Source organism: Sodalis sp. RH16 (assembly GCF_047324245.1).
Classification (GTDB): Bacteria; Pseudomonadota; Gammaproteobacteria; order Enterobacterales; family Enterobacteriaceae; genus Acerihabitans; species Acerihabitans ligni.
The window spans coordinates 1,691,991-1,711,474 of sequence record NZ_CP178737.1 but is presented as its reverse complement, the minus strand read 5'-3'; the positions used below and the strand labels follow the sequence as shown (position 1 = coordinate 1,711,474).

Here is a 19,484-nt window from a genome sequence, read left to right as displayed (position 1 = left end):
AACTTATTGAGATCGATCGATTGCTGTGAATGAGTGGTGATCCCGAGCGGTATAAGCTGGGATCAAGATCGCTACTTATGCACAGCTCAATAAGCGAGCAAAGGTTATACAGTGGATAACTACCGGTTATAAGCCGGTTTTAAGCTATGTTATACACATAAAAAAGAAGATATTTTTTACGATTTAATCAAACCGATCCACTTTTTGGCCCACTCTTCAGCCGGATCCTCGGGAATTTCATGCTGAGTGATATCGATCTTCAATATCTCACCGATCCGTTCCGCGCCTAATGCGATCATTTGACGATCAACCTCTTCGATGGCGCCGCAAAAGGTATCGTATTCACTGCTGCCGATCCCTATACCGCCATACTTCACACCAGAAAGCGAGGGGCGATCGGCGGCCATTTGTTCAAATAAAGGCTGCAGATTGTCGGGCAACTCTCCGGCGCCATGGGTGGAGGTGATAATCAGCCAAAGCCCCTGCGGACTCAGCTCTTCCCATTCGGGACCGTGCAAAATCTCGGTGGTGAATCCCTGCTGCTCCAACAGACCGGCGATATGCTCGGCCACGTATTCGGCGCTACCCAGGGTACTGCCGGAGATTAACGTTACATCGGCCATATTATTCCCGCCTGATAAATGAGCCGATATTGTACGCTGTGTACGGCCTGGGATCTACCTGTGGATAATAGGGGTATAAGAAATAACCTTTAAGGCACAATGGTACGGCTGATGGGGTTCTGCAGCGAGATCAACGTCTCTGTTGACTGAATTTCATCAATGGTCTGGATCTTGTTGATAAGTACCTGTTGCAGGGCATCGATGGAGCGGCACATGACTTTGATAAAGATACTGTAGTGGCCGGTGGTGTAATAGGCTTCCACCACTTCCTCCAGATCCTCGAGTTTCTTGAGCGCCGAAGGATAGTCCTTGGCGCTTTTTAAAATAATGCCGATAAAGCAGCAAACGTCGTAGCCCAGATGCCTGGCGCTGACATCCACCCGGGCGCCGGTGATAATGCCCGCCTGCTTCATCTTTTCCACCCGCACATGGATAGTACCGGCACTGACCGCAAGCTGCTTGGCCAGTTCGGCATAAGCGGTACGGGCATTGGCCATTAATGCCTTTAAAATAGCGCGGTCAAGGTCATCTATCTGGTATAGGTCCGACATGGTTTCCTCTGTATAGCCGATGAACGGTCCGCGTCATCGCGGCATATCGCCAGGCATTGCTTAGTTTCTGCGGCGCAAGAAACGCATCAACCGGCTTCTTAAACCGGTATCGAACCGCCAGATATGATCAAATATCTTCAGAATACCCGGTTTTCCCATCGCTGACAGGGCGACAGCATGAAAACGCTGCGTTTGCCGCTGCTGCTGATGCCTGATGCGGGTAATCAGCTCATCCGGCAACCGCTGCGCAATAAAGTCGGAAATCACTACCGCATCCGCGTCCCGCCAGGGTGGAGTATCCAATTTATCCGCCAGCGCGCTCAGGCAGGCGACGAGATCGGTCCCTCCCCGGAAGCTTTGTCCGAGAAAACGAATTGCCTGTTCCAGTCCCGACGGCGCCGTGAGCTCATAGCTCACCATTCCGGTCGAAAAAAGAGTGACATAACAACGGCGGTCATCCGTCAGGGCAATGCGCATCAATGCCAGGCAAAATGCCTTTGCATATTCCTCGTTAATGCCGCCCATGGAACCGGATGTATCTATGCAAACGATGAAGGGTCCCCGGGGCTGCGATTCCATACGCTCGCTCCGTGCCGGCCGCTGACTGATACGCTCCCGCCAGGTATCCCCTTGTAATCGATAGGTCAAAAGGCGTTTTTCCAGCAGACGGCGATAAAACTCAAACTCAAGATCGCTTATCCCAAGGGTAACCAGCTCGGAAGGCAGCAATCGCAGCAGATCGTCGCTTTGATGAATACCATTGACTTCCTCCGGAAGTATCGCCGGTTCGCGGATCATCAATCGAACCCATTGTTGGGTGGCTTCCGCTACTGCATGGGTTTTCGCATGGCGGCTGCGGCCCAACTGATCGGCCAGGGCCTGAAGCTCGGGTTGTTGCCGCAAGAATTCGCCATAATGCACCAGCTGACGATAATCCAGCTGCTGCCACTGTCCGGCGGTCATATCCCACAACTTTCCCGCCGAATTGTCGTTTTCCGCCAGTAACGGCACCAAAGCGGCGCTGGCCGCCAGGTGCTGCTGTAGTTCCTCGAGCAATATATCCTGTTCCTGTTCAAGCAACTGCTGATGCAGCGTGGTGGCCTGAAAGGTCAGACTTAGCCGCCAGCGCTGGAGAAAAAGTACCTGGAAGCTGCTTTCGGGCCGCGTGTTGTTCAGGGTTGCGTTTCTGGTCAACGTCCGGGCCTGAGAGGAAAAAGGCGAACCCAGCCGTTCCAGCCGGGCCAATATTTGCGGCAATGCCGCATTAAAGGCGTTCTGCGCCATTAACTGACACTCTTGAAACGCCTGGAACTCAGCAGCCAGTTCCGGCGGCACCCTGGTCTCTTTTACCGTTTGTTCCAATCGCTGCTTTATCAGCGGGGTTCGATGTAGAAGGGCTTTCTTAAGCGAAGGGTATTTTTCCATGAAAACCGCTAATTGCGGACTGGCAAGCAGCGTCAGGATAAAGTTATCCAGCATTTCACTGTCGTTAATCGACAAAAACATGTCCAGCGTGGTTAAAGCCAGCATGATAGGTTAGCCTTGTCTGGCCAGTTGAAGCTGTTGTGAGACTTCCAATAAGCTGGCTTCGATTTTAGCCACCCAGTCTTTAGTGATAAACAGACAGGATTGGTGTTCGCTGAAACGACTGCGTTGCTGGTTAAATTGCCGTTCCACACCGACCAGGGCTTCATTGAGCTCCGAAGGCAACTCCTCAGTGGAAAGCCTGCTCTCACGCGCCAGCAACGAGGCCCGCCGGCTGATATCCAGCACTTCCAATTGCTGCTGCTCGTTTATCCGCGCCTCCAGCGGTTGGGCAAAACCGATGTTATTCAGTCGCGCTTTCAACGCCCCGCCTTTCACCAGCCATTGCTGTAAAGTATCCCGCTCCACGGCGATATGGGTGACCTGTATATCCTGTAAAACCAATGGAGTTTGTAATACCAGCACCAGCGTTTTGTCATTGAGCGCCTCCGGCAGAGAGTAGACAGGCCGACGGGCCATCAATCCCTTTTTCGCATCCACCGTTATAGATTCACTGGCGCTGTGCCTATGCCGATGCTCTATTTTTTGCCGGATAATTTCCTGGATTTTCAACAGCATGGCCTGCTGTTGGTAACCGTGTTCCAGAATCACCCCTTCCACCTGCTGCTCTATGAGGCTTAGGCTATCGGGGTCATGCCATAAACATTCGGTGAGCAGAATGATATCCACCGGTGCGATGGCTTGCCGGTCGCTGAAAAAAGCGCAGGCTTGCAATAAACGCAGCGCTTTTTTCCAGCGCCGATCGGAAACGTAGGGCGCATCCGTCAGCGCGTCCAGGCGCTGGCGTAATTGATAAATCAATTCGAAGCATTCCGACGATAAGCTGACCTGATCGATTTGCGACTGCCAGGACCGATACTCCTCATCGCTGATTTTCACCGACTCAGGGATGGTTTGCCCACCCGGCTCCGCCGGATGGGTCAGCAGGGCGTGGAAATTGGATTTATCTTTTACCTTATGCAGCCACAGACGAATCAGCATGCGATCATAAAGGGCCTCCAAGCCGCTTTCAGCATCCGGTAATTCATTGGAGGCGGTAATCAGCAACCTCATCGGAAGTGCTTGCTCTTTATCACCGTTACGAAACCGCCGTTCATTAATGGCAGTTAATAATGTGTTCAGAATAGCCGGACCTGCTTTCCAGATTTCATCGAGAAAAACGATTTCCGCTTCCGGCAAATATCCCTTGGTCAGCCGTTCATAACGACCATCTTCTTTTAGCGCCTGCAGTGACAGGGGACCGAATACCTCTTCCGGCGTGGAGAAGCGGGTCATGAGATAATCAAAGGCCCTGGCGTGGCTGAACGCCAGTTTAATCCGCCGGGCAATAAGGCTTTTGGCGATACCGGGCGGCCCGAGTAAAAAGACGCTTTCACCGCACAATGCCGCCAGCAGACAGAGACGGATAGTATGTTGCCGCTCATAAAGTCCGCTTTCCAAAGCATTGCTCAGACGATAAATTCTCTCAACCAGAAGTGATGAATGAGCCATAATGAATGCGTTAACCCAAAAAGAGTGATTCCAGAACAATAAACCACTCATTTTTAGAATGATAGGTGAGAAAAGATATGTCCATCGGCGGGTCGATGGACTGGCCGACCGTTTTTTATACTCATAAAGATGATATTAAATTAGGTATTCTTCAAGTTTCATGCATACTGTGCGCTTTTTGATGAGCTCAGGACGAAGCCCACCAAACGCTTACGGATACACTACAGCGCGAAGAGGTTATGAGCAGAGAGATAAAGCAATCCTTGCCGGCGGTCACCTTAGCCGCAATTGGCGTGGTTTATGGAGATATCGGTACCAGTCCTCTATATACCCTCAGAGAATGCCTGGCCGGTCATTATGGCTTCGGCGTTGAGCGGGGAGCGGTATTCGGCTTCCTCTCATTGATATTTTGGCTGCTGATACTCATCGTTTCGTTTAAATACCTGACCTTCGTAATGAAAGCGGATAATTCCGGCGAAGGGGGGATATTGACGCTGATGTCGCTGGCCGGCAGGAACACTTCTGCCCGTTTAACCTGGGTTCTGGTTATCATGGGCCTCATCGGCGGCAGCTTCTTCTATGGCGAGGTAGTAATAACGCCGGCTATTTCAGTGCTTTCGGCCATTGAAGGGCTGCAAATTGCCGCTCCCTCCCTGGATACCTATATCGTTCCATTGTCGGTTTTGGTTCTGACCTTATTGTTCGCCATACAGAAAAAAGGAACCGGCGGAATCGGTAAATTATTCGCCCCGGTCATGGTGTTGTGGTTTTTTACCTTAGCTGTTCTCGGCATCAGGGGAATCTGGATCAATCCTGAAGTGCTCTATGCATTAAATCCCAAGTGGGCGGTGGATTTTTTTATCCAATATAAAGCAGTATCCTTTTTTGCACTTGGCGCAGTGGTGCTGGCCATTACCGGGGTAGAAGCGCTGTATGCCGATATGGGACATTTCGGCAAGCTGCCTATTCGCCTCGCCTGGTTCAGTGCGGTATTACCTTCGCTGGTATTGAATTATTTCGGCCAAGGGGCGTTATTGCTGAAGCACCCCGCTGCGATAAAAAATCCGTTCTTTTTGCTGGCACCTGACTGGGCGTTGATTCCGCTATTGATTCTGGCTACCCTCGCCACGGTTATTGCTTCCCAGGCGGTGATATCCGGCGTTTTCTCCTTAACGCGCCAGGCGGTTCGTTTGGGATATTTGCCCCCTATGCGTATCGTCCATACCTCCGAAATGGAATCCGGCCAGATATATATTCCTTTTATCAATTGGCTGCTTTATACGGCGGTGGTGCTGGTGATCCTGAGTTTCGAGCACTCAAGCAATCTGGCGGCGGCATACGGCATTGCCGTGACCGGCACCATGGTTATCACCAGCATTCTGTCCTGTACCGTCGCCGTGAAAAACTGGCATTGGAATCGTTTTTTGGTGATTATTTTGCTGGTGGTGCTGTTGGGGATGGATGTCCCGATGTTTTCCGCCAATGTCCTCAAGATATTTTCCGGCGGCTGGCTGCCGTTGCTGCTGGGCTTCCTGATGTTTATCGTCATGACAACCTGGAAAAGCGAACGTTTTCGGCTATTGCGCCGCTTGCATGAGCATGGCAATTCCCTTGAGGCCATGATTGCGTCATTGGAAAAATCACCGCCGGTAAGAGTGTCCGGTACGGCGGTGTTCATGTCCCGCGCCATGAATGTCATTCCGTTTGCGTTACTGCATAACCTCAAACATAACAAGGTACTGCATGAACGGGTGGTACTGTTGACACTCAGAACGGAAGATGCGCCGTTTGTACATAACGTCCGGCGCGTCACCATTGAACAGCTTTCGCCGACTTTCTGGCGGGTTGTGGCCAATTACGGCTTCAAAGAGACCCCTGATATGGAAGAAATTTTCCACAGGTGCGGTCTGGAAGGCTTATCCTGCCGGATGATGGAAACATCATTTTTTATGTCCCATGAATCGCTGATTCTGGGTAAACGGCCGTGGTATCTGCTTATCCGCGGCAAGTTGTTTATTGCGCTGAGCCGAAATGCGCTAAGGGCTCCTGATCAATACCTGATTCCACCTAACCGGGTAATTGAACTGGGCACCCAGGTGGAAATCTGATGTCCCCAGTCCGGTGTCACTTATAGGCTAGTGCCATATCATACCGGTTCGCTATTTCACCGCTGCTGCTGTCTGGGCCTTATCAGTCATTTTCCGCCAGCAACCGCTGGCAGGCTGCTAAGGCTGCAGGAGAATCGGATGCCAATATGGCGTCTACGATCGCCTGGTGGGAACCTAACTTAACGACTTCATCGCTGACGATGGCGCGGAAATAGTTCTGGTAAATGGAACTGAACAGATTGGCAAACGAGGAAAGAAACGGATTTCCGCTTATTTCGTAAATATGCCGGTGGAATTGGGCGTCGACGCTTATCCAACGCTCCCGGTCAAAACGCTTGTGCAGCGCGCTCATCTCTTCCATAAGCAGCACCAGTTTATACTTCTCGTCTTCCGCCGCATTGATGGCGGCCAATGCGCAGGCCTGCGGTTCAAGGCTGGTGCGCATAATCAGAAAGTGCGCCATGACATCGTCGAAGTTTTCCCGGGTCACCCACCAACTCAGCAATTCCTGGTCGAGATAATTCCACTGATGGCGCGGCAATACCCGGGTACCGATACGCGGCCTGGGTAAAAGCATCCCTTTGGCGGCCAATATTTTCACCGCTTCCCGCACCGCAGTTCGGCTGACGCCAAAAAGATCGCCCAGCTCTATTTCTCCGGGCAATATATCCCCAGCTACATACTCACCGGCCAAAATACGCTGCCCCAGCTTCTCGGCCAGAAGATAGGAAAGGTTTCGCTGTGCGGCTTGCTGTTGCGCTGTTAAGTGCATCGTGGCCTGTCCTGTACTGATTTAATTCACTTCATAGTAAACTTTCGCGCGTCTCGATGGCGGGACAAATGTTGTAAATGCAGCGGCGATCCCTGATTTTTTACATTGATTGTCGAAAAATAAACCGATCAGTATTTTTTTGCCGATAAAGCCTTGTCAGACGTTAATAAGTCCCTATAATGCGCCTCCACTGACCGGGATTAACCGCTGCGACGGACCGGGTCGGGAAGGGAAAAGCGCTTTGTTAAAGCAAATAAAAGCTTGACTCTTCAGCGGGAAAACGTAATATACGCAACCCGCGCCAGGTGAGATTTAGACCTCCCCGGCCATGCTCTTTAACAATTTATCAGACAATCTGTGTGGGCACTCACAAGACCGTATCGAAACACAACAATACAAGTCTTGAAGAGTGACAAACAGTTAATTCAAAAGATTAACCAGATGAAATCTTTGAGCATCAAGCTTTTAATTGAAGAGTTTGATCATGGCTCAGATTGAACGCTGGCGGCAGGCCTAACACATGCAAGTCGAGCGGCAGCGGAAAGTAGCTTGCTACTTTGCCGGCGAGCGGCGGACGGGTGAGTAATGTCTGGGGATCTGCCCGATGGAGGGGGATAACTACTGGAAACGGTAGCTAATACCGCATAACGTCGCAAGACCAAAGTGGGGGACCTTAGGGCCTCACACCATCGGATGAACCCAGATGGGATTAGCTAGTAGGTGGGGTAACGGCTCACCTAGGCGACGATCCCTAGCTGGTCTGAGAGGATGACCAGCCACACTGGAACTGAGACACGGTCCAGACTCCTACGGGAGGCAGCAGTGGGGAATATTGCACAATGGGCGCAAGCCTGATGCAGCCATGCCGCGTGTGTGAAGAAGGCCTTCGGGTTGTAAAGCACTTTCAGCGGGGAGGAAGGGGTTGGATTGAATAGATTCAATCATTGACGTTACCCGCAGAAGAAGCACCGGCTAACTCCGTGCCAGCAGCCGCGGTAATACGGAGGGTGCGAGCGTTAATCGGAATTACTGGGCGTAAAGCGTACGCAGGCGGTTTGTTAAGTCAGATGTGAAATCCCCGAGCTTAACTCGGGAACTGCATTTGAAACTGGCAGGCTAGAGTCTCGTAGAGGGGGGTAGAATTCCAGGTGTAGCGGTGAAATGCGTAGAGATCTGGAGGAATACCGGTGGCGAAGGCGGCCCCCTGGACGAAGACTGACGCTCAGGTACGAAAGCGTGGGGAGCAAACAGGATTAGATACCCTGGTAGTCCACGCTGTAAACGATGTCGATTTGAAGGTTGTGGCCTTGAGCCGTGGCTTTCGGAGCTAACGCGTTAAATCGACCGCCTGGGGAGTACGGCCGCAAGGTTAAAACTCAAATGAATTGACGGGGGCCCGCACAAGCGGTGGAGCATGTGGTTTAATTCGATGCAACGCGAAGAACCTTACCTACTCTTGACATCCAGAGAAGACTTCAGAGATGAGGTTGTGCCTTCGGGAACTCTGAGACAGGTGCTGCATGGCTGTCGTCAGCTCGTGTTGTGAAATGTTGGGTTAAGTCCCGCAACGAGCGCAACCCTTATCCTTTGTTGCCAGCACGTCATGGTGGGAACTCAAAGGAGACTGCCGGTGACAAACCGGAGGAAGGTGGGGATGACGTCAAGTCATCATGGCCCTTACGAGTAGGGCTACACACGTGCTACAATGGCGCATACAAAGAGAAGCGAACTCGCGAGGGTAAGCGGACCTCACAAAGTGCGTCGTAGTCCGGATTGGAGTCTGCAACTCGACTCCATGAAGTCGGAATCGCTAGTAATCGTGGATCAGAATGCCACGGTGAATACGTTCCCGGGCCTTGTACACACCGCCCGTCACACCATGGGAGTGGGTTGCAAAAGAAGTAGGTAGCTTAACCTTCGGGAGGGCGCTTACCACTTTGTGATTCATGACTGGGGTGAAGTCGTAACAAGGTAACCGTAGGGGAACCTGCGGTTGGATCACCTCCTTACCGAAAGATACGCGTCAAGTGACGTGTCCACACAGATTGTCTGATAGAAGTGATGAGCAAACAGCTCGTATGGTTTACACGTGAAGCCCGGCTTCGCACGTGCAAGGCATCGTCCGATGATAGGAGAGCAACGCGATGCGTTGTTCGACTAGAAAGAGGTCGCTTACTTTCATTAATGAAAGTTTCGCCTTACACGGAAAAGCAACGCGGTGCGTTGCAAGCATTTTCCGTGTCCCCTTCGTCTAGTGGCCTAGGACACTGCCCTTTCACGGCGGTAACAGGGGTTCGAACCCCCTAGGGGACGCCAAACAGCCTACGTGTCTGATAAATTTCAGAGCGCATTTGAAAGAGTGCGCTGCGAAATACTGCTCTTTAACAATCCGGAACAAGCTGAAAATTTGAAAAAAACATGCTGAGCAAAATCAGTATGCGAGTCTCTCAAAGCAAGCAAACCTGAGACATCTTAGGGTTGTGAGGTTAAGTGACTAAGCGTACACGGTGGATGCCTAGGCAGTCAGAGGCGATGAAGGACGTGCTAATCTGCGAAAAGCGTCGGTAAGCTGATATGAAGCGTTATTAGCCGGCGATGTCCGAATGGGGAAACCCAGTGCAATTCGTTGCACTATCATTGCGTGAATCCATAGCGCAATGAGGCGAACCGGGGGAACTGAAACATCTCAGTACCCCGAGGAAAAGAAATCAACCGAGATTCCCCCAGTAGCGGCGAGCGAACGGGGAACAGCCCAGAACCACCATCAGCTTTTGCATCAGGAGAACGGTCTGGAAAGTCCGGCGACAGAGGGTGATAGCCCCGTATCCGAAGGTGCAGAGGTTGTGGGTTCGATGAGTAGGGCGGGACACGTGATATCCTGTCTGAAGATGGGGGGACCATCCTCCAAGGCTAAATACTCCTGACTGACCGATAGTGAACCAGTACCGTGAGGGAAAGGCGAAAAGAACCCCGGCGAGGGGAGTGAAACAGAACCTGAAACCGTGTACGTACAAGCAGTGGGAGCCTTGAGAAATCGGGGTGACTGCGTACCTTTTGTATAATGGGTCAGCGACTTATATTCTGTAGCAAGGTTAACCGAATAGGGGAGCCGTAGGGAAACCGAGTCTTAACTGGGCGTGTAGTTGCAGGGTATAGACCCGAAACCCGGTGATCTAGCCATGGGCAGGTTGAAGGTTGGGTAACACTAACTGGAGGACCGAACCGACTAATGTTGAAAAATTAGCGGATGACTTGTGGCTGGGGGTGAAAGGCCAATCAAACCGGGAGATAGCTGGTTCTCCCCGAAAGCTATTTAGGTAGCGCCTCGTGAATTCATCTTCGGGGGTAGAGCACTGTTTCGGCTAGGGGTCCACCCCGGATTACCAACCCGATGCAAACTGCGAATACCGAAGAATGTTATCACGGGAGACACACGGCGGGTGCTAACGTCCGTCGTGAAGAGGGAAACAACCCAGACCGCCGGCTAAGGTCCCAAAGTCATGGTTAAGTGGGAAACGATGTGGGAAGGCATAGACAGCCAGGATGTTGGCTTAGAAGCAGCCATCATTTAAAGAAAGCGTAATAGCTCACTGGTCGAGTCGGCCTGCGCGGAAGATGTAACGGGGCTAAACCATGCACCGAAGCCGCGGCAGCGATACCTTCGGGTATTGTTGGGTAGGGGAGCGTTCTGTAAGCCTGAGAAGGTGGCCTGTGAGGGTTGCTGGAGGTATCAGAAGTGCGAATGCTGACATAAGTAACGATAAAGCGGGTGAAAAGCCCGCTCGCCGGAAGACCAAGGGTTCCTGTTCAACGTTAATCGGAGCAGGGTGAGTCGACCCCTAAGGCGAGGCCGAAAGGCGTAGTCGATGGGAAACAGGTTAATATTCCTGTACTGGGTGTGACTGCGAAGGGGGGACGGAGAAAGCTAGACCGGCCGGGCGACGGTTGTCCCGGTTCAAGCGTGCAGGTGGAGAGGACAGGAAAATCCGTTCTCTTATAACACTGAGGCGTGATGACGAGCCACTACGGTGGTGAAGGGGTTGATGCTACGCTTCCAGGAAAAGCCTCTAAGCACCAGGTCACATCGAATCGTACCCCAAACCGACACAGGTGGTCAGGTAGAGAATACCGAGGCGCTTGAGAGAACTCGGGTGAAGGAACTAGGCAAAATGGTGCCGTAACTTCGGGAGAAGGCACGCTGGCATTAGGTGGAGGAACTTGCTTCCCGAGCCGAAGCCAGTCGCAGATACCAGCTGGCTGCAACTGTTTATTAAAAACACAGCACTGTGCAAACACGAAAGTGGACGTATACGGTGTGACGCCTGCCCGGTGCCGGAAGGTTAATTGATGGGGTTATCCGCAAGGAGAAGCTCTTGATCGAAGCCCCGGTAAACGGCGGCCGTAACTATAACGGTCCTAAGGTAGCGAAATTCCTTGTCGGGTAAGTTCCGACCTGCACGAATGGCGTAATGATGGCCAGGCTGTCTCCACCCGAGACTCAGTGAAATTGAACTCGCTGTGAAGATGCAGTGTACCCGCGGCAAGACGGAAAGACCCCGTGAACCTTTACTATAGCTTGACACTGAACATTGAGCCTTGATGTGTAGGATAGGTGGGAGGCTTAGAAGTAGGGACGCCAGTCCTTATGGAGCCAACCTTGAAATACCACCCTTTAATGTTTGATGTTCTAACTCCGGCCCGTAATCCGGGTCGAGGACAGTGTCTGGTGGGTAGTTTGACTGGGGCGGTCTCCTCCTAAAGAGTAACGGAGGAGCACGAAGGTTAGCTAATCACGGTCGGACATCGTGAGGTTAGTGCAAAGGCATAAGCTAGCTTGACTGCGAGAGTGACGGCTCGAGCAGGTGCGAAAGCAGGTCTTAGTGATCCGGTGGTTCTGAATGGAAGGGCCATCGCTCAACGGATAAAAGGTACTCCGGGGATAACAGGCTGATACCGCCCAAGAGTTCATATCGACGGCGGTGTTTGGCACCTCGATGTCGGCTCATCACATCCTGGGGCTGAAGTAGGTCCCAAGGGTATGGCTGTTCGCCATTTAAAGTGGTACGCGAGCTGGGTTTAGAACGTCGTGAGACAGTTCGGTCCCTATCTGCCGTGGGCGTTGGAAGATTGAGAGGGGCTGCTCCTAGTACGAGAGGACCGGAGTGGACGCACCACTGGTGTTCGGGTTGTCATGCCAATGGCATTGCCCGGTAGCTACGTGCGGAAGAGATAACCGCTGAAAGCATCTAAGCGGGAAACTTGCCTCGAGATGAGTCTTCCCTGTGGCTTTAAGCCACCTGAAGGGACGTTAAAGACGATGACGTTGATAGGTCGGGTGTGTAAGCGCAGCGATGCGTTGAGCTAACCGATACTAATGACCCGTGAGACTTAACCTTACAACACCTAAGGTGTTTGAGCTGTGAGAGCGTTGTCCGCAAGGGCGATGAGAGAATTTTCAGCGATTGTTCCGGATAAAGGCCAATGGTCATCAGTAAAAGATGACGGTTGGATAGCGAATTTGCCTGGCGGCACTAGCGCGGTGGTCCCACCTGATCCCATGCCGAACTCAGTAGTGAAACGCCGTAGCGCCGATGGTAGTGTGGGGTCTCCCCATGCGAGAGTAGGGAACTGCCAGGCATCCAATTGAACGAAGCCCTCTGTGAAAACAGAGGGCTTTTTTCTGCCTGCTAAACCAGGCGGTTCGTTACTCCATCAGTTCATGTAATAGCCTAAAGTGGGTCAACCGGCAGAGCCGGTTCAATGGAGCCGTCTGCGCCAGCCGTAACAGACCTGCGCAAGCGGACATAAACTGCGAGAATGCCACTCCATCAAAAATTTCTTCGTGGCCTTTTTTGTCCTTGAATCCATTGGGTGTCTAAGCCGCATCTTAGGGAGACAATGATTACAAAAAAGGCACGAATTAATGGAGACTTAATATAAGGATTTATTCATCATTTCATAATTCGTCAGAGTTGTCATCAAAACTGACCTTAGAAAATATGGCCAACCTCTTTTTCCCCTATGCTTCTTGATTTCTTACTCCATTGTAAGGCCTTTGGTTTCCGAAATATCATTATGAATGACCGTTGATTTCTTTTATTGCTCGTAAGTTACCTGTGGAGGTAGTCCATTACTAAAATCGGTTTGAGATTTTTAATTGTTTTCTAAGACCTCTCTGAGTTTATCAGCTAAGTTATTTTTTTCTTCTTCAGAGATATTTTTTAAAATGTCGTTTAGTTTATTTTTATCCTCTTCGGTAAAGGACGAAGATAATAGAGGTTTGGAACCGATATTCTCATTTTCACTATCAGTCCAGCCGGAATCATAATCGGTATCAGTAGTGGATTCTTCTGTGTAAGGATTATCATCATCAATATCAGAAAGTGAAATATTGTTAAGACTCTCATTTGAATCCGAATCTGTTTCATACGCAGTGTCATATAGATGATCTTCATCTTCCTCATCCGGGGAGGGGTAATAATTATCGTATTTATCAGACTTCAAATCATTATCATCATCCTCTTCTTCATTAAGGTTATCGATAGGATCCACTAATTGTTCCTCTTTTGTAATATTTTCTTGTACCGCTAGTGATTGAGGAATATTAGTTTCGAGTTGAGTGGGAGTATAGCGCTCAGTATAGATTGTCATTTGGCTAGGAGTTGAGGAGTTGCCTTTCTTATCATAAGCGGTGGCCTGGATGACAAATTGGTTTATGCCCTGGTTAGCAAATTGTGGCAACTGTATCTGGTAATCTAAAGGGGAATTAGTGGTAATTGACCCGCCACGAGATATAAAATCTTCGGCAAACCATTTGACATGATCTATCTCGTATTTTGACGTAATGGATAAATAGACCTGTTTTCTTTCGCCTTCAATACCCTTGAATTCAGCAGGAAGCGTGAGTTTTATCGCATCGCCAATGTTTTTGTCCTTATGCTCAAGGACAATATTATGGTTTCTATCGACCAAATCCAAACGTTGTGCCGATAATGTCCTGAACTGTGGCATCATTCTAGAATCAAGTTGCTTTGATAGCGGAACGTTGATTTTATAGTTGAGGGATAAATTCAGTTTATTGTCGTTCTTACCATTATTCCAACGAGAATGGTCTAATCCAAGGGATACTAACGGGAAAGGTGTATAAGACATGCCTGCAGTAAATGCCGATGGATTATCGTACCGTTCATGGCTATTGGTCGTTGCTACCTGACTGCCAAAGTACTGTTCATATTTGAGATTACCTGATATTTGGGGATAGCTTGATAAAGCCGCCTCCAAGCGCAGATCAAAGCCCTTGGCTACGCGTTCAACACTTCGGTCAAGGTAGGCTGAAGGCTTCCAACCTGATATTCGGTGGTAACTATTGGATGAAAATTTCAAGTAATCTTTCCATAACTCCAATCCAACGCTTAATCGCTGATGCTGGTTTCCTGAAATCTGCCTATCGTAAAAAGTATTATAACCCAGCATCCAACTGTCGAAGAAGTGCCGCTGTCCTACGCCAAAATTGACAATATTTCTTCCATCGTAGCGGCGTGCTCCGATTTGGCTGAAGATTAAATTATCGTCATCGTTATTCAATGGCAAAAGGAAATCAAAGGAGGCAGATTTTAGCGACTTGGCTAACAATGGAAGATGAATGACTGCCGACCCCTGTTTTTCCTCCGATTCACGAGTAGAAACATCTTCTGAAGAATAGCCATTCTGCTTCTGGTGAAGGCTTGTGCCAACTACCTCTATTTCGTTATCTTCCGCTATTTCCTTGTGATTTTTTCTTCTGGCATGGGCATTCGATGCGTTTTGATGAGTATTTGATGGATTTCTATCCTGTGTTAAACCCATTGGGATTGAGTTTTTATCAATTTTTTTTTTCTTTTCCGTAGATAAACAGCCCACCAGCAAGGCGGCCATACTTATGACAGTGACATACCATTTGAAAGCGATCATAGTTGTTCAGTATTTTCTTTGTTTTGATTTGAGAAAGTTTTTGTACTACGTGTTGGTGTAAAACGATAAATAGCAATATAACTCTAACAAAAGAGAATCATAGGAATACCTTCACACGATAAAGGAAAATTAATTCAATTATAAAATAATTGAGCACATTAAAAGATTAAGTATTTTCGTGGTTTCTAGCCGATATATACTCCATATAAATCATTCCAAGTGATTATATTTAAATATAAAATTATATCATTGAGTGCGCTCATATTTTTTAAAGCGGGCAATAAATAGCATAAAAAGGCATGATGGGTAAAGAACCTATTCATAAAAATAATAATAGTAATGTCTGGATCACATTAATTTTTCAAGTCTAGATGGTATTTTAAACAGAAAAATTTTGTATATTGGTAATGTTGAAAGACTATCAAATAATAAAAATATATTTCTGCTTATTTGCGTAACGTAAACGCTTAATTGAAGTGAAGGATCTTTCAAAAGGACAAGTCAAGGTCTAACGAAGCATGACCTTCGTAACCTTTAAGGTTATATAGTTAAATGGCATCAGATCCTATCGGTTATCAACCAACCATTCGCTGATAAATGCGGCTATGCTTTCCGGCTGGTTGATATCCAACACCGGCAATGTCATATCCACTTTTACATCCCCGGCCACCGCAATGACGTATTCATCAATCAACGGGCGCCAGTCCTTGCCGGTATCCGAGCGGAATAGGGCAATTTTGGGCACCGGCTCATTTTTAAAGCCTTCCACCAGGATAAGGTCCACTAACCTCGGGTCCATTTGTGCCGCCAGCCATGAAAGGGCGGGCATTTCATTATCCTGATTTTCGGTCATTAGTGCCCAACGAGCGTCACTGGCCACCATGGTTTGCCGAGCACCCGCTTTGCGCAATTCATAGCTGTCTTTTCCCGGGGTATCCACGTCGACCTTGTGATGGGTGTGTTTGATGAGCCCGACTCGAACGCCCACCTGATTGAGCAAGGGTATGAGCTGTTTCAATAATGTTGTTTTGCCTGTCCCGCTAAATGCGGTAATCGCCAATAGCGGCGGATGCGATTTTTCCATGATGTTTATCCTCAATGGGCGGTTACTGACGCCAGTCTGCTATATCCCGCGGCGTATTCAGGTTTGAAAAGGCGGGATGCCGCGCCGTAAAAACAACCCTTGCGGCGTGAACCTGCATGAAAAACAACATCACCCTACGTTCTCCTCGGGATAGAAAATCTTCCAATGCCGGGATCAGCGAGCGGTTAAGGAGCGCGAAAGCCGGATGATCGCGCTCACCGGAATGGGCGAAAGCGGCATCGGCATTCCCTTTTCCTTCCCATAAACGCGCAACTAAATCAGCCGGGAAAACCGGTACATCGCAGGGGACGAACACTATCCATGAGGTGCCGGCGGCTTTCAGGCCTGCGAGCATGCCGGCCAGCGGACCTTGGAAATCGGGCAGCGTGTCGGTAATTACCTGCAGGCCGCTTTGCCGGTATTGGTCGAGATGGCGATTGGCATTGATAATGACTGTAGACACCTGCCCGGCCAGATGGTCGAGGACATGCCGGTAAAGAGGCCGCTGGTTGAGCAATATCAGCCCTTTATCTTCACCGCCCATGCGGCTCGAACGTCCTCCCGCCAGGATGACACCGGTTATTGATATGCTGATGATGGTTGTCTCCCGGAGATTTCTTATTGTTTGGCCGTTACTGCTAAAGATACCAGCTTTTGGAAAAGTTGCGTTTACCTGTAAGCGGTTTACGTCTTTAACACAGCCAGATTCGAGATCAGCGCTGCATTGCCGCGTCGACTCTTTAGGAAGGAGTCGCTGTTTGCCAAATGCTGTATGCTGGTCGCCCACATATTAAGATACAATGTTTCCGGGGTTACTTAACATTGATGTTTATCCCCCCCGGCGGATCTTGCTACATTATGACCGATACCATCAGAAGGATTGGATTATGAAATATCATCGCGTTGACGAACTTATCGAGCTTCTTCATCCCGCTTGGAGAAAAGAATCCGATCTCAATCTGCTGCAATTTTTGCAAAAACTGGCTGATGAAGCCGGTTATCAGGGCGGCCTGGCGGAAATCACCGACGATACGCTGATTTACCACCTGAAAATGCGGGACGCGGATAAGGCCGAGATGATTCCCGGCTTGCAGAAGGATTACGAAGAAGACTTCAAAACCGCCATCCTTCGGGCCCGCGGCATTATCAAAGAGTAGATGTTGCTTGCTAAAAAGAGTCTCCCGGTTGTTCCTGCCGGCAACCTGTCTGGTCTATTACTGGCTTAAAATAGATAAAACGTTTTATGAACATAACAGCATTTAATTTCAAGACGTTGATGCCGGAATTGATTATGGATGCCCTGGAAAGTGTCGGCTTGCGTATTGATTCCGGCCTAACCGCGCTCAATAGCTATGAAAACCGCGTTTATCAGTTTCTGGATGAAGACAGAAAACGTTACGTGGTGAAATTCTATCGTCCTGAACGCTGGTCTGACGAGCAAATCCTGGAGGAGCACGAACTGTCGCTCGGACTGGAGGAAGCGGAGATTCCTGTGGTCCCGCCGATGCGCATCAACGGCTCGACGCTGTTGAACCATGAAGGCTTTCGTTTTGCCGTTTTCCCAAGCGTCGGCGGCCGGCAATTCGAGCAGGATAACGACGAGCAGCTGGAGTGGGTGGGCCGTTTCATCGGCCGGATTCATCGCCATAACGGTGAAAAACGTTTCTCCTTCCGCCCCACTATTTCATTGGAAGAGTATCTGTACGAACCCAGGCGCGAGCTGGAGCAGAGCACCCTCATCGCCGGCAAGCAAAAGGAAGCATTTTTACGCGCGGTGGATCTTTTGATTGCCGAAGTGAAGATATATTGGCGTGATGACTGGCTCCCGCTGCGTTTGCACGGCGATTTGCATGCCAGCAATATTCTGTGGCGCGACGGACCGATGTTTGTCGATTTGGATGATGCACGCAACGGCCCGGCAGTTCAGGATCTCTGGATGCTGCTCAATGGCGATCGCATGGAACAGCAGTACCAATTGTCACTTTTACTTGACGCCTACCAGGAGTTCATGGATTTTAATCCGCGTGAATTGGCCTTGATGGAGCCGTTGCGCGCAATGCGCATGATCTATTACCTTGCCTGGATCAGCAGGCGATGGGGCGATCCTGCGTTCCCCCATAGTTTCCCATGGATGGTGGAAGCTGGATTTTGGGAGCAGCAAACCGTGATCTTTACGGAACAGGTAAAGGTATTACGGGAGCCGCCGTTACAGCTTATGCCTTCGTATTAAACTTTAGAGAGAACATTTATATGAAAAAAATTTGGTTTGCGTTAATGGGTATTCTAATGGCTGTTGCATTCAGTGTATCCGCTGCGCAATTTACGGAAGGGCAGCAATATGTCCAGCTTGACAAGCCAGTAACCGGCGAACCGCAAGTATTGGAATTTTTCTCTTTTTATTGCCCCCATTGCTATGAATTCGAGCAAACCTATCATATTTCCGCCAGCGTCAGGCAAGCGCTGCCGGCCGGCACCAAAATGACCAAGTACCACGTTGATTTTCTTGGACCTTTGGGTAAGGAATTAACCCAGGCCTGGGCAGTGGCCATGGCGCTGGGCGTTGAGGATAAAGTCAGCCCCCTGATGTTTGAAGCCGTGCAGAAAACCCAGACCGTTCAGTCACCGGCCGATATTCGCGATGTCTTTATCAAAGCGGGCGTAAGCGGCGAGGAATATGATTCTGCTTTAAATAGTTTTGTAGTCAAATCATTAGTGGTGCAAGAGGAAAAAGCGGCAGCCGATCTGCAATTGCGCGGGGTTCCCGCCATATTTGTTAATGGAAAATACATGGTCAAAAATGACGGCCTGGATACCTCTTCCATGGATATCTATGTTAAACAGTTCGCTGATGTGGTGAAGTTTTTGCTGACGCAACAATAACATTCTCTCCTGCGTTTTAGTGCCGGTCATGTGAACCGCACCTCGGATGAGGGACAATAGATGTCTTTCAGTTGGTGGTGCGGTTTACAATTGCCGCCATTGGCATCAGTAAGTTATTTCCGGAATCGGCCTGTCGAAAATTGATTTTTATGTATATTCTTTTCAGGCTTAAGTTTAACGGTCAATAAACGGCATGGGAAAGGTTAAGTTAATATCCACAAACCGGGAATACCTATGTAATATAAGCAATTAGCAAATGCAATGTGCTAATTGGATGATATATATGATTTTTTTATTTAAGCATTGCTCTTCAAAGAATATATAAATCTTTAAAAATCTTTTTACTCACAAAGTTATCCACAGCATGATCCTGTGGATCCGGGTCTAACTTCAGTATTTTTATCGGCCTTATGATACGCTAACGTTCGTCACTGGCGGCCAGCTATGGCATGCTATACCCTATGTCTTTCGACCAAAAAG

Annotated in this window: 12 protein-coding genes, 1 tRNA gene and 3 rRNA genes; 8 read left to right on the top strand and 8 right to left on the bottom strand. The window is 49.4% G+C overall.

Annotated elements, in window-relative coordinates:
- Positions 1–176: 176 nt before the first annotated feature.
- From mioC to ravA, 4 genes are all read right to left on the bottom strand, one after another.
- Entirely contained in the window at positions 177–623 is a 447-nt protein-coding gene (gene mioC, locus ACL2XJ_RS07745) for an FMN-binding protein MioC (protein WP_132924138.1), read from the bottom strand.
- A gap of 89 nt (positions 624–712) precedes the next feature.
- Complete coding sequence (asnC, locus tag ACL2XJ_RS07740) at positions 713–1,174, bottom strand: transcriptional regulator AsnC (protein ID WP_132924139.1); 462 nt, start codon at positions 1,172–1,174, stop codon at positions 713–715.
- Positions 1,175–1,234: 60 nt separating this feature from the next.
- On the bottom strand, positions 1,235–2,704 hold the full coding sequence (gene viaA / locus ACL2XJ_RS07735) for an ATPase RavA stimulator ViaA (RefSeq protein ID WP_413726144.1): 1,470 nt from the start codon (positions 2,702–2,704) through the stop codon (positions 1,235–1,237).
- 6 nt (positions 2,705–2,710) lie between these two features.
- Complete coding sequence (ravA, locus tag ACL2XJ_RS07730) at positions 2,711–4,210, bottom strand: ATPase RavA (RefSeq protein WP_132924141.1); 1,500 nt, start codon at positions 4,208–4,210, stop codon at positions 2,711–2,713.
- 239 nt (positions 4,211–4,449) lie between these two features.
- On the opposite strand from ravA, the gene kup reads away from it, so the two are divergent.
- Positions 4,450–6,318 carry a low affinity potassium transporter Kup gene (gene kup, locus ACL2XJ_RS07725; protein ID WP_132924142.1) on the top strand — a complete coding sequence of 623 codons (1,869 nt, stop codon included), beginning with the start codon at positions 4,450–4,452 and terminating at the stop codon, positions 6,316–6,318.
- Positions 6,319–6,400: 82 nt separating this feature from the next.
- On the opposite strand, the gene ACL2XJ_RS07720 is transcribed toward kup, so the two are convergent.
- Entirely contained in the window at positions 6,401–7,090 is a 690-nt protein-coding gene (locus ACL2XJ_RS07720; protein WP_132924143.1) for a FadR/GntR family transcriptional regulator, read from the bottom strand.
- Positions 7,091–7,556: 466 nt separating this feature from the next.
- Between ACL2XJ_RS07720 and ACL2XJ_RS07715 the strand changes: the two genes are divergently transcribed.
- From ACL2XJ_RS07715 to rrf, 4 genes are all read left to right on the top strand, one after another.
- Positions 7,557–9,099: ribosomal RNA gene (locus ACL2XJ_RS07715) — 16S ribosomal RNA — on the top strand.
- A gap of 231 nt (positions 9,100–9,330) precedes the next feature.
- Positions 9,331–9,406: transfer RNA gene (locus ACL2XJ_RS07710), tRNA-Glu, on the top strand.
- A 168-nt stretch (positions 9,407–9,574) separates the two neighbouring features.
- Positions 9,575–12,486, top strand: a 23S ribosomal RNA gene (locus ACL2XJ_RS07705).
- 125 nt (positions 12,487–12,611) lie between these two features.
- Positions 12,612–12,727: ribosomal RNA gene (rrf, locus tag ACL2XJ_RS07700) — 5S ribosomal RNA — on the top strand.
- The 16S, 23S and 5S rRNA genes sit together here with 1 tRNA gene alongside, the layout of an rRNA operon.
- A gap of 516 nt (positions 12,728–13,243) precedes the next feature.
- On the opposite strand, the gene ACL2XJ_RS07695 is transcribed toward rrf, so the two are convergent.
- The 3 genes from ACL2XJ_RS07695 to mobA all read right to left on the bottom strand — a co-directional run bounded on the left by ACL2XJ_RS07695 (position 13,244) and on the right by mobA (position 16,911).
- Entirely contained in the window at positions 13,244–15,040 is a 1,797-nt protein-coding gene (locus ACL2XJ_RS07695) for an inverse autotransporter beta domain-containing protein (RefSeq protein ID WP_413726143.1), read from the bottom strand.
- Between the two features lie 565 nt (positions 15,041–15,605).
- Positions 15,606–16,124, bottom strand: coding sequence for a molybdopterin-guanine dinucleotide biosynthesis protein MobB (gene mobB / locus ACL2XJ_RS07690; protein WP_132924145.1), 519 nt, complete (start codon positions 16,122–16,124; stop codon positions 15,606–15,608).
- Between the two features lie 22 nt (positions 16,125–16,146).
- Positions 16,147–16,911: a molybdenum cofactor guanylyltransferase MobA gene (mobA, locus tag ACL2XJ_RS07685; RefSeq protein ID WP_413726142.1), complete on the bottom strand. Its 765-nt coding sequence runs from the start codon at positions 16,909–16,911 to the stop codon at positions 16,147–16,149.
- A gap of 100 nt (positions 16,912–17,011) precedes the next feature.
- Here mobA and ACL2XJ_RS07680 point away from each other — a divergent pair, with 100 nt between their 5' ends.
- The 3 genes from ACL2XJ_RS07680 to dsbA all read left to right on the top strand — a co-directional run bounded on the left by ACL2XJ_RS07680 (position 17,012) and on the right by dsbA (position 19,004).
- Positions 17,012–17,281, top strand: coding sequence for a YihD family protein (locus tag ACL2XJ_RS07680; protein ID WP_132924155.1), 270 nt, complete (start codon positions 17,012–17,014; stop codon positions 17,279–17,281).
- Positions 17,282–17,367: 86 nt separating this feature from the next.
- A complete protein-coding gene (locus ACL2XJ_RS07675; protein WP_132924156.1) occupies positions 17,368–18,354 on the top strand; it encodes a serine/threonine protein kinase in 987 nt (328 codons plus the stop codon).
- A gap of 20 nt (positions 18,355–18,374) precedes the next feature.
- Positions 18,375–19,004, top strand: a complete 630-nt coding sequence (dsbA, locus tag ACL2XJ_RS07670; RefSeq protein WP_132924157.1) for a thiol:disulfide interchange protein DsbA — start codon at positions 18,375–18,377, stop codon at positions 19,002–19,004.
- Positions 19,005–19,484: the final 480 nt, after the last annotated feature.

What these genes read in the sequence shown, in the direction of transcription:
- mioC (WP_132924138.1), bottom strand. Translation starts at nt 623, where the DNA reads ATGGCCGATGTAACGTTAATCTCCGGCAGTACCCTGGGTAGCGCCGAA.
- asnC (WP_132924139.1), bottom strand. Translation starts at nt 1,174, where the DNA reads ATGTCGGACCTATACCAGATAGATGACCTTGACCGCGCTATTTTAAAG.
- viaA (WP_413726144.1), bottom strand. Translation starts at nt 2,704, where the DNA reads ATGCTGGCTTTAACCACGCTGGACATGTTTTTGTCGATTAACGACAGT.
- ravA (WP_132924141.1), bottom strand. Translation starts at nt 4,210, where the DNA reads ATGGCTCATTCATCACTTCTGGTTGAGAGAATTTATCGTCTGAGCAAT.
- kup (WP_132924142.1), top strand. Translation starts at nt 4,450, where the DNA reads ATGAGCAGAGAGATAAAGCAATCCTTGCCGGCGGTCACCTTAGCCGCA.
- ACL2XJ_RS07720 (WP_132924143.1), bottom strand. Translation starts at nt 7,090, where the DNA reads ATGCACTTAACAGCGCAACAGCAAGCCGCACAGCGAAACCTTTCCTAT.
- ACL2XJ_RS07695 (WP_413726143.1), bottom strand. Translation starts at nt 15,040, where the DNA reads ATGATCGCTTTCAAATGGTATGTCACTGTCATAAGTATGGCCGCCTTG.
- mobB (WP_132924145.1), bottom strand. Translation starts at nt 16,124, where the DNA reads ATGGAAAAATCGCATCCGCCGCTATTGGCGATTACCGCATTTAGCGGG.
- ACL2XJ_RS07680 (WP_132924155.1), top strand. Translation starts at nt 17,012, where the DNA reads ATGAAATATCATCGCGTTGACGAACTTATCGAGCTTCTTCATCCCGCT.
- ACL2XJ_RS07675 (WP_132924156.1), top strand. Translation starts at nt 17,368, where the DNA reads ATGAACATAACAGCATTTAATTTCAAGACGTTGATGCCGGAATTGATT.
- dsbA (WP_132924157.1), top strand. Translation starts at nt 18,375, where the DNA reads ATGAAAAAAATTTGGTTTGCGTTAATGGGTATTCTAATGGCTGTTGCA.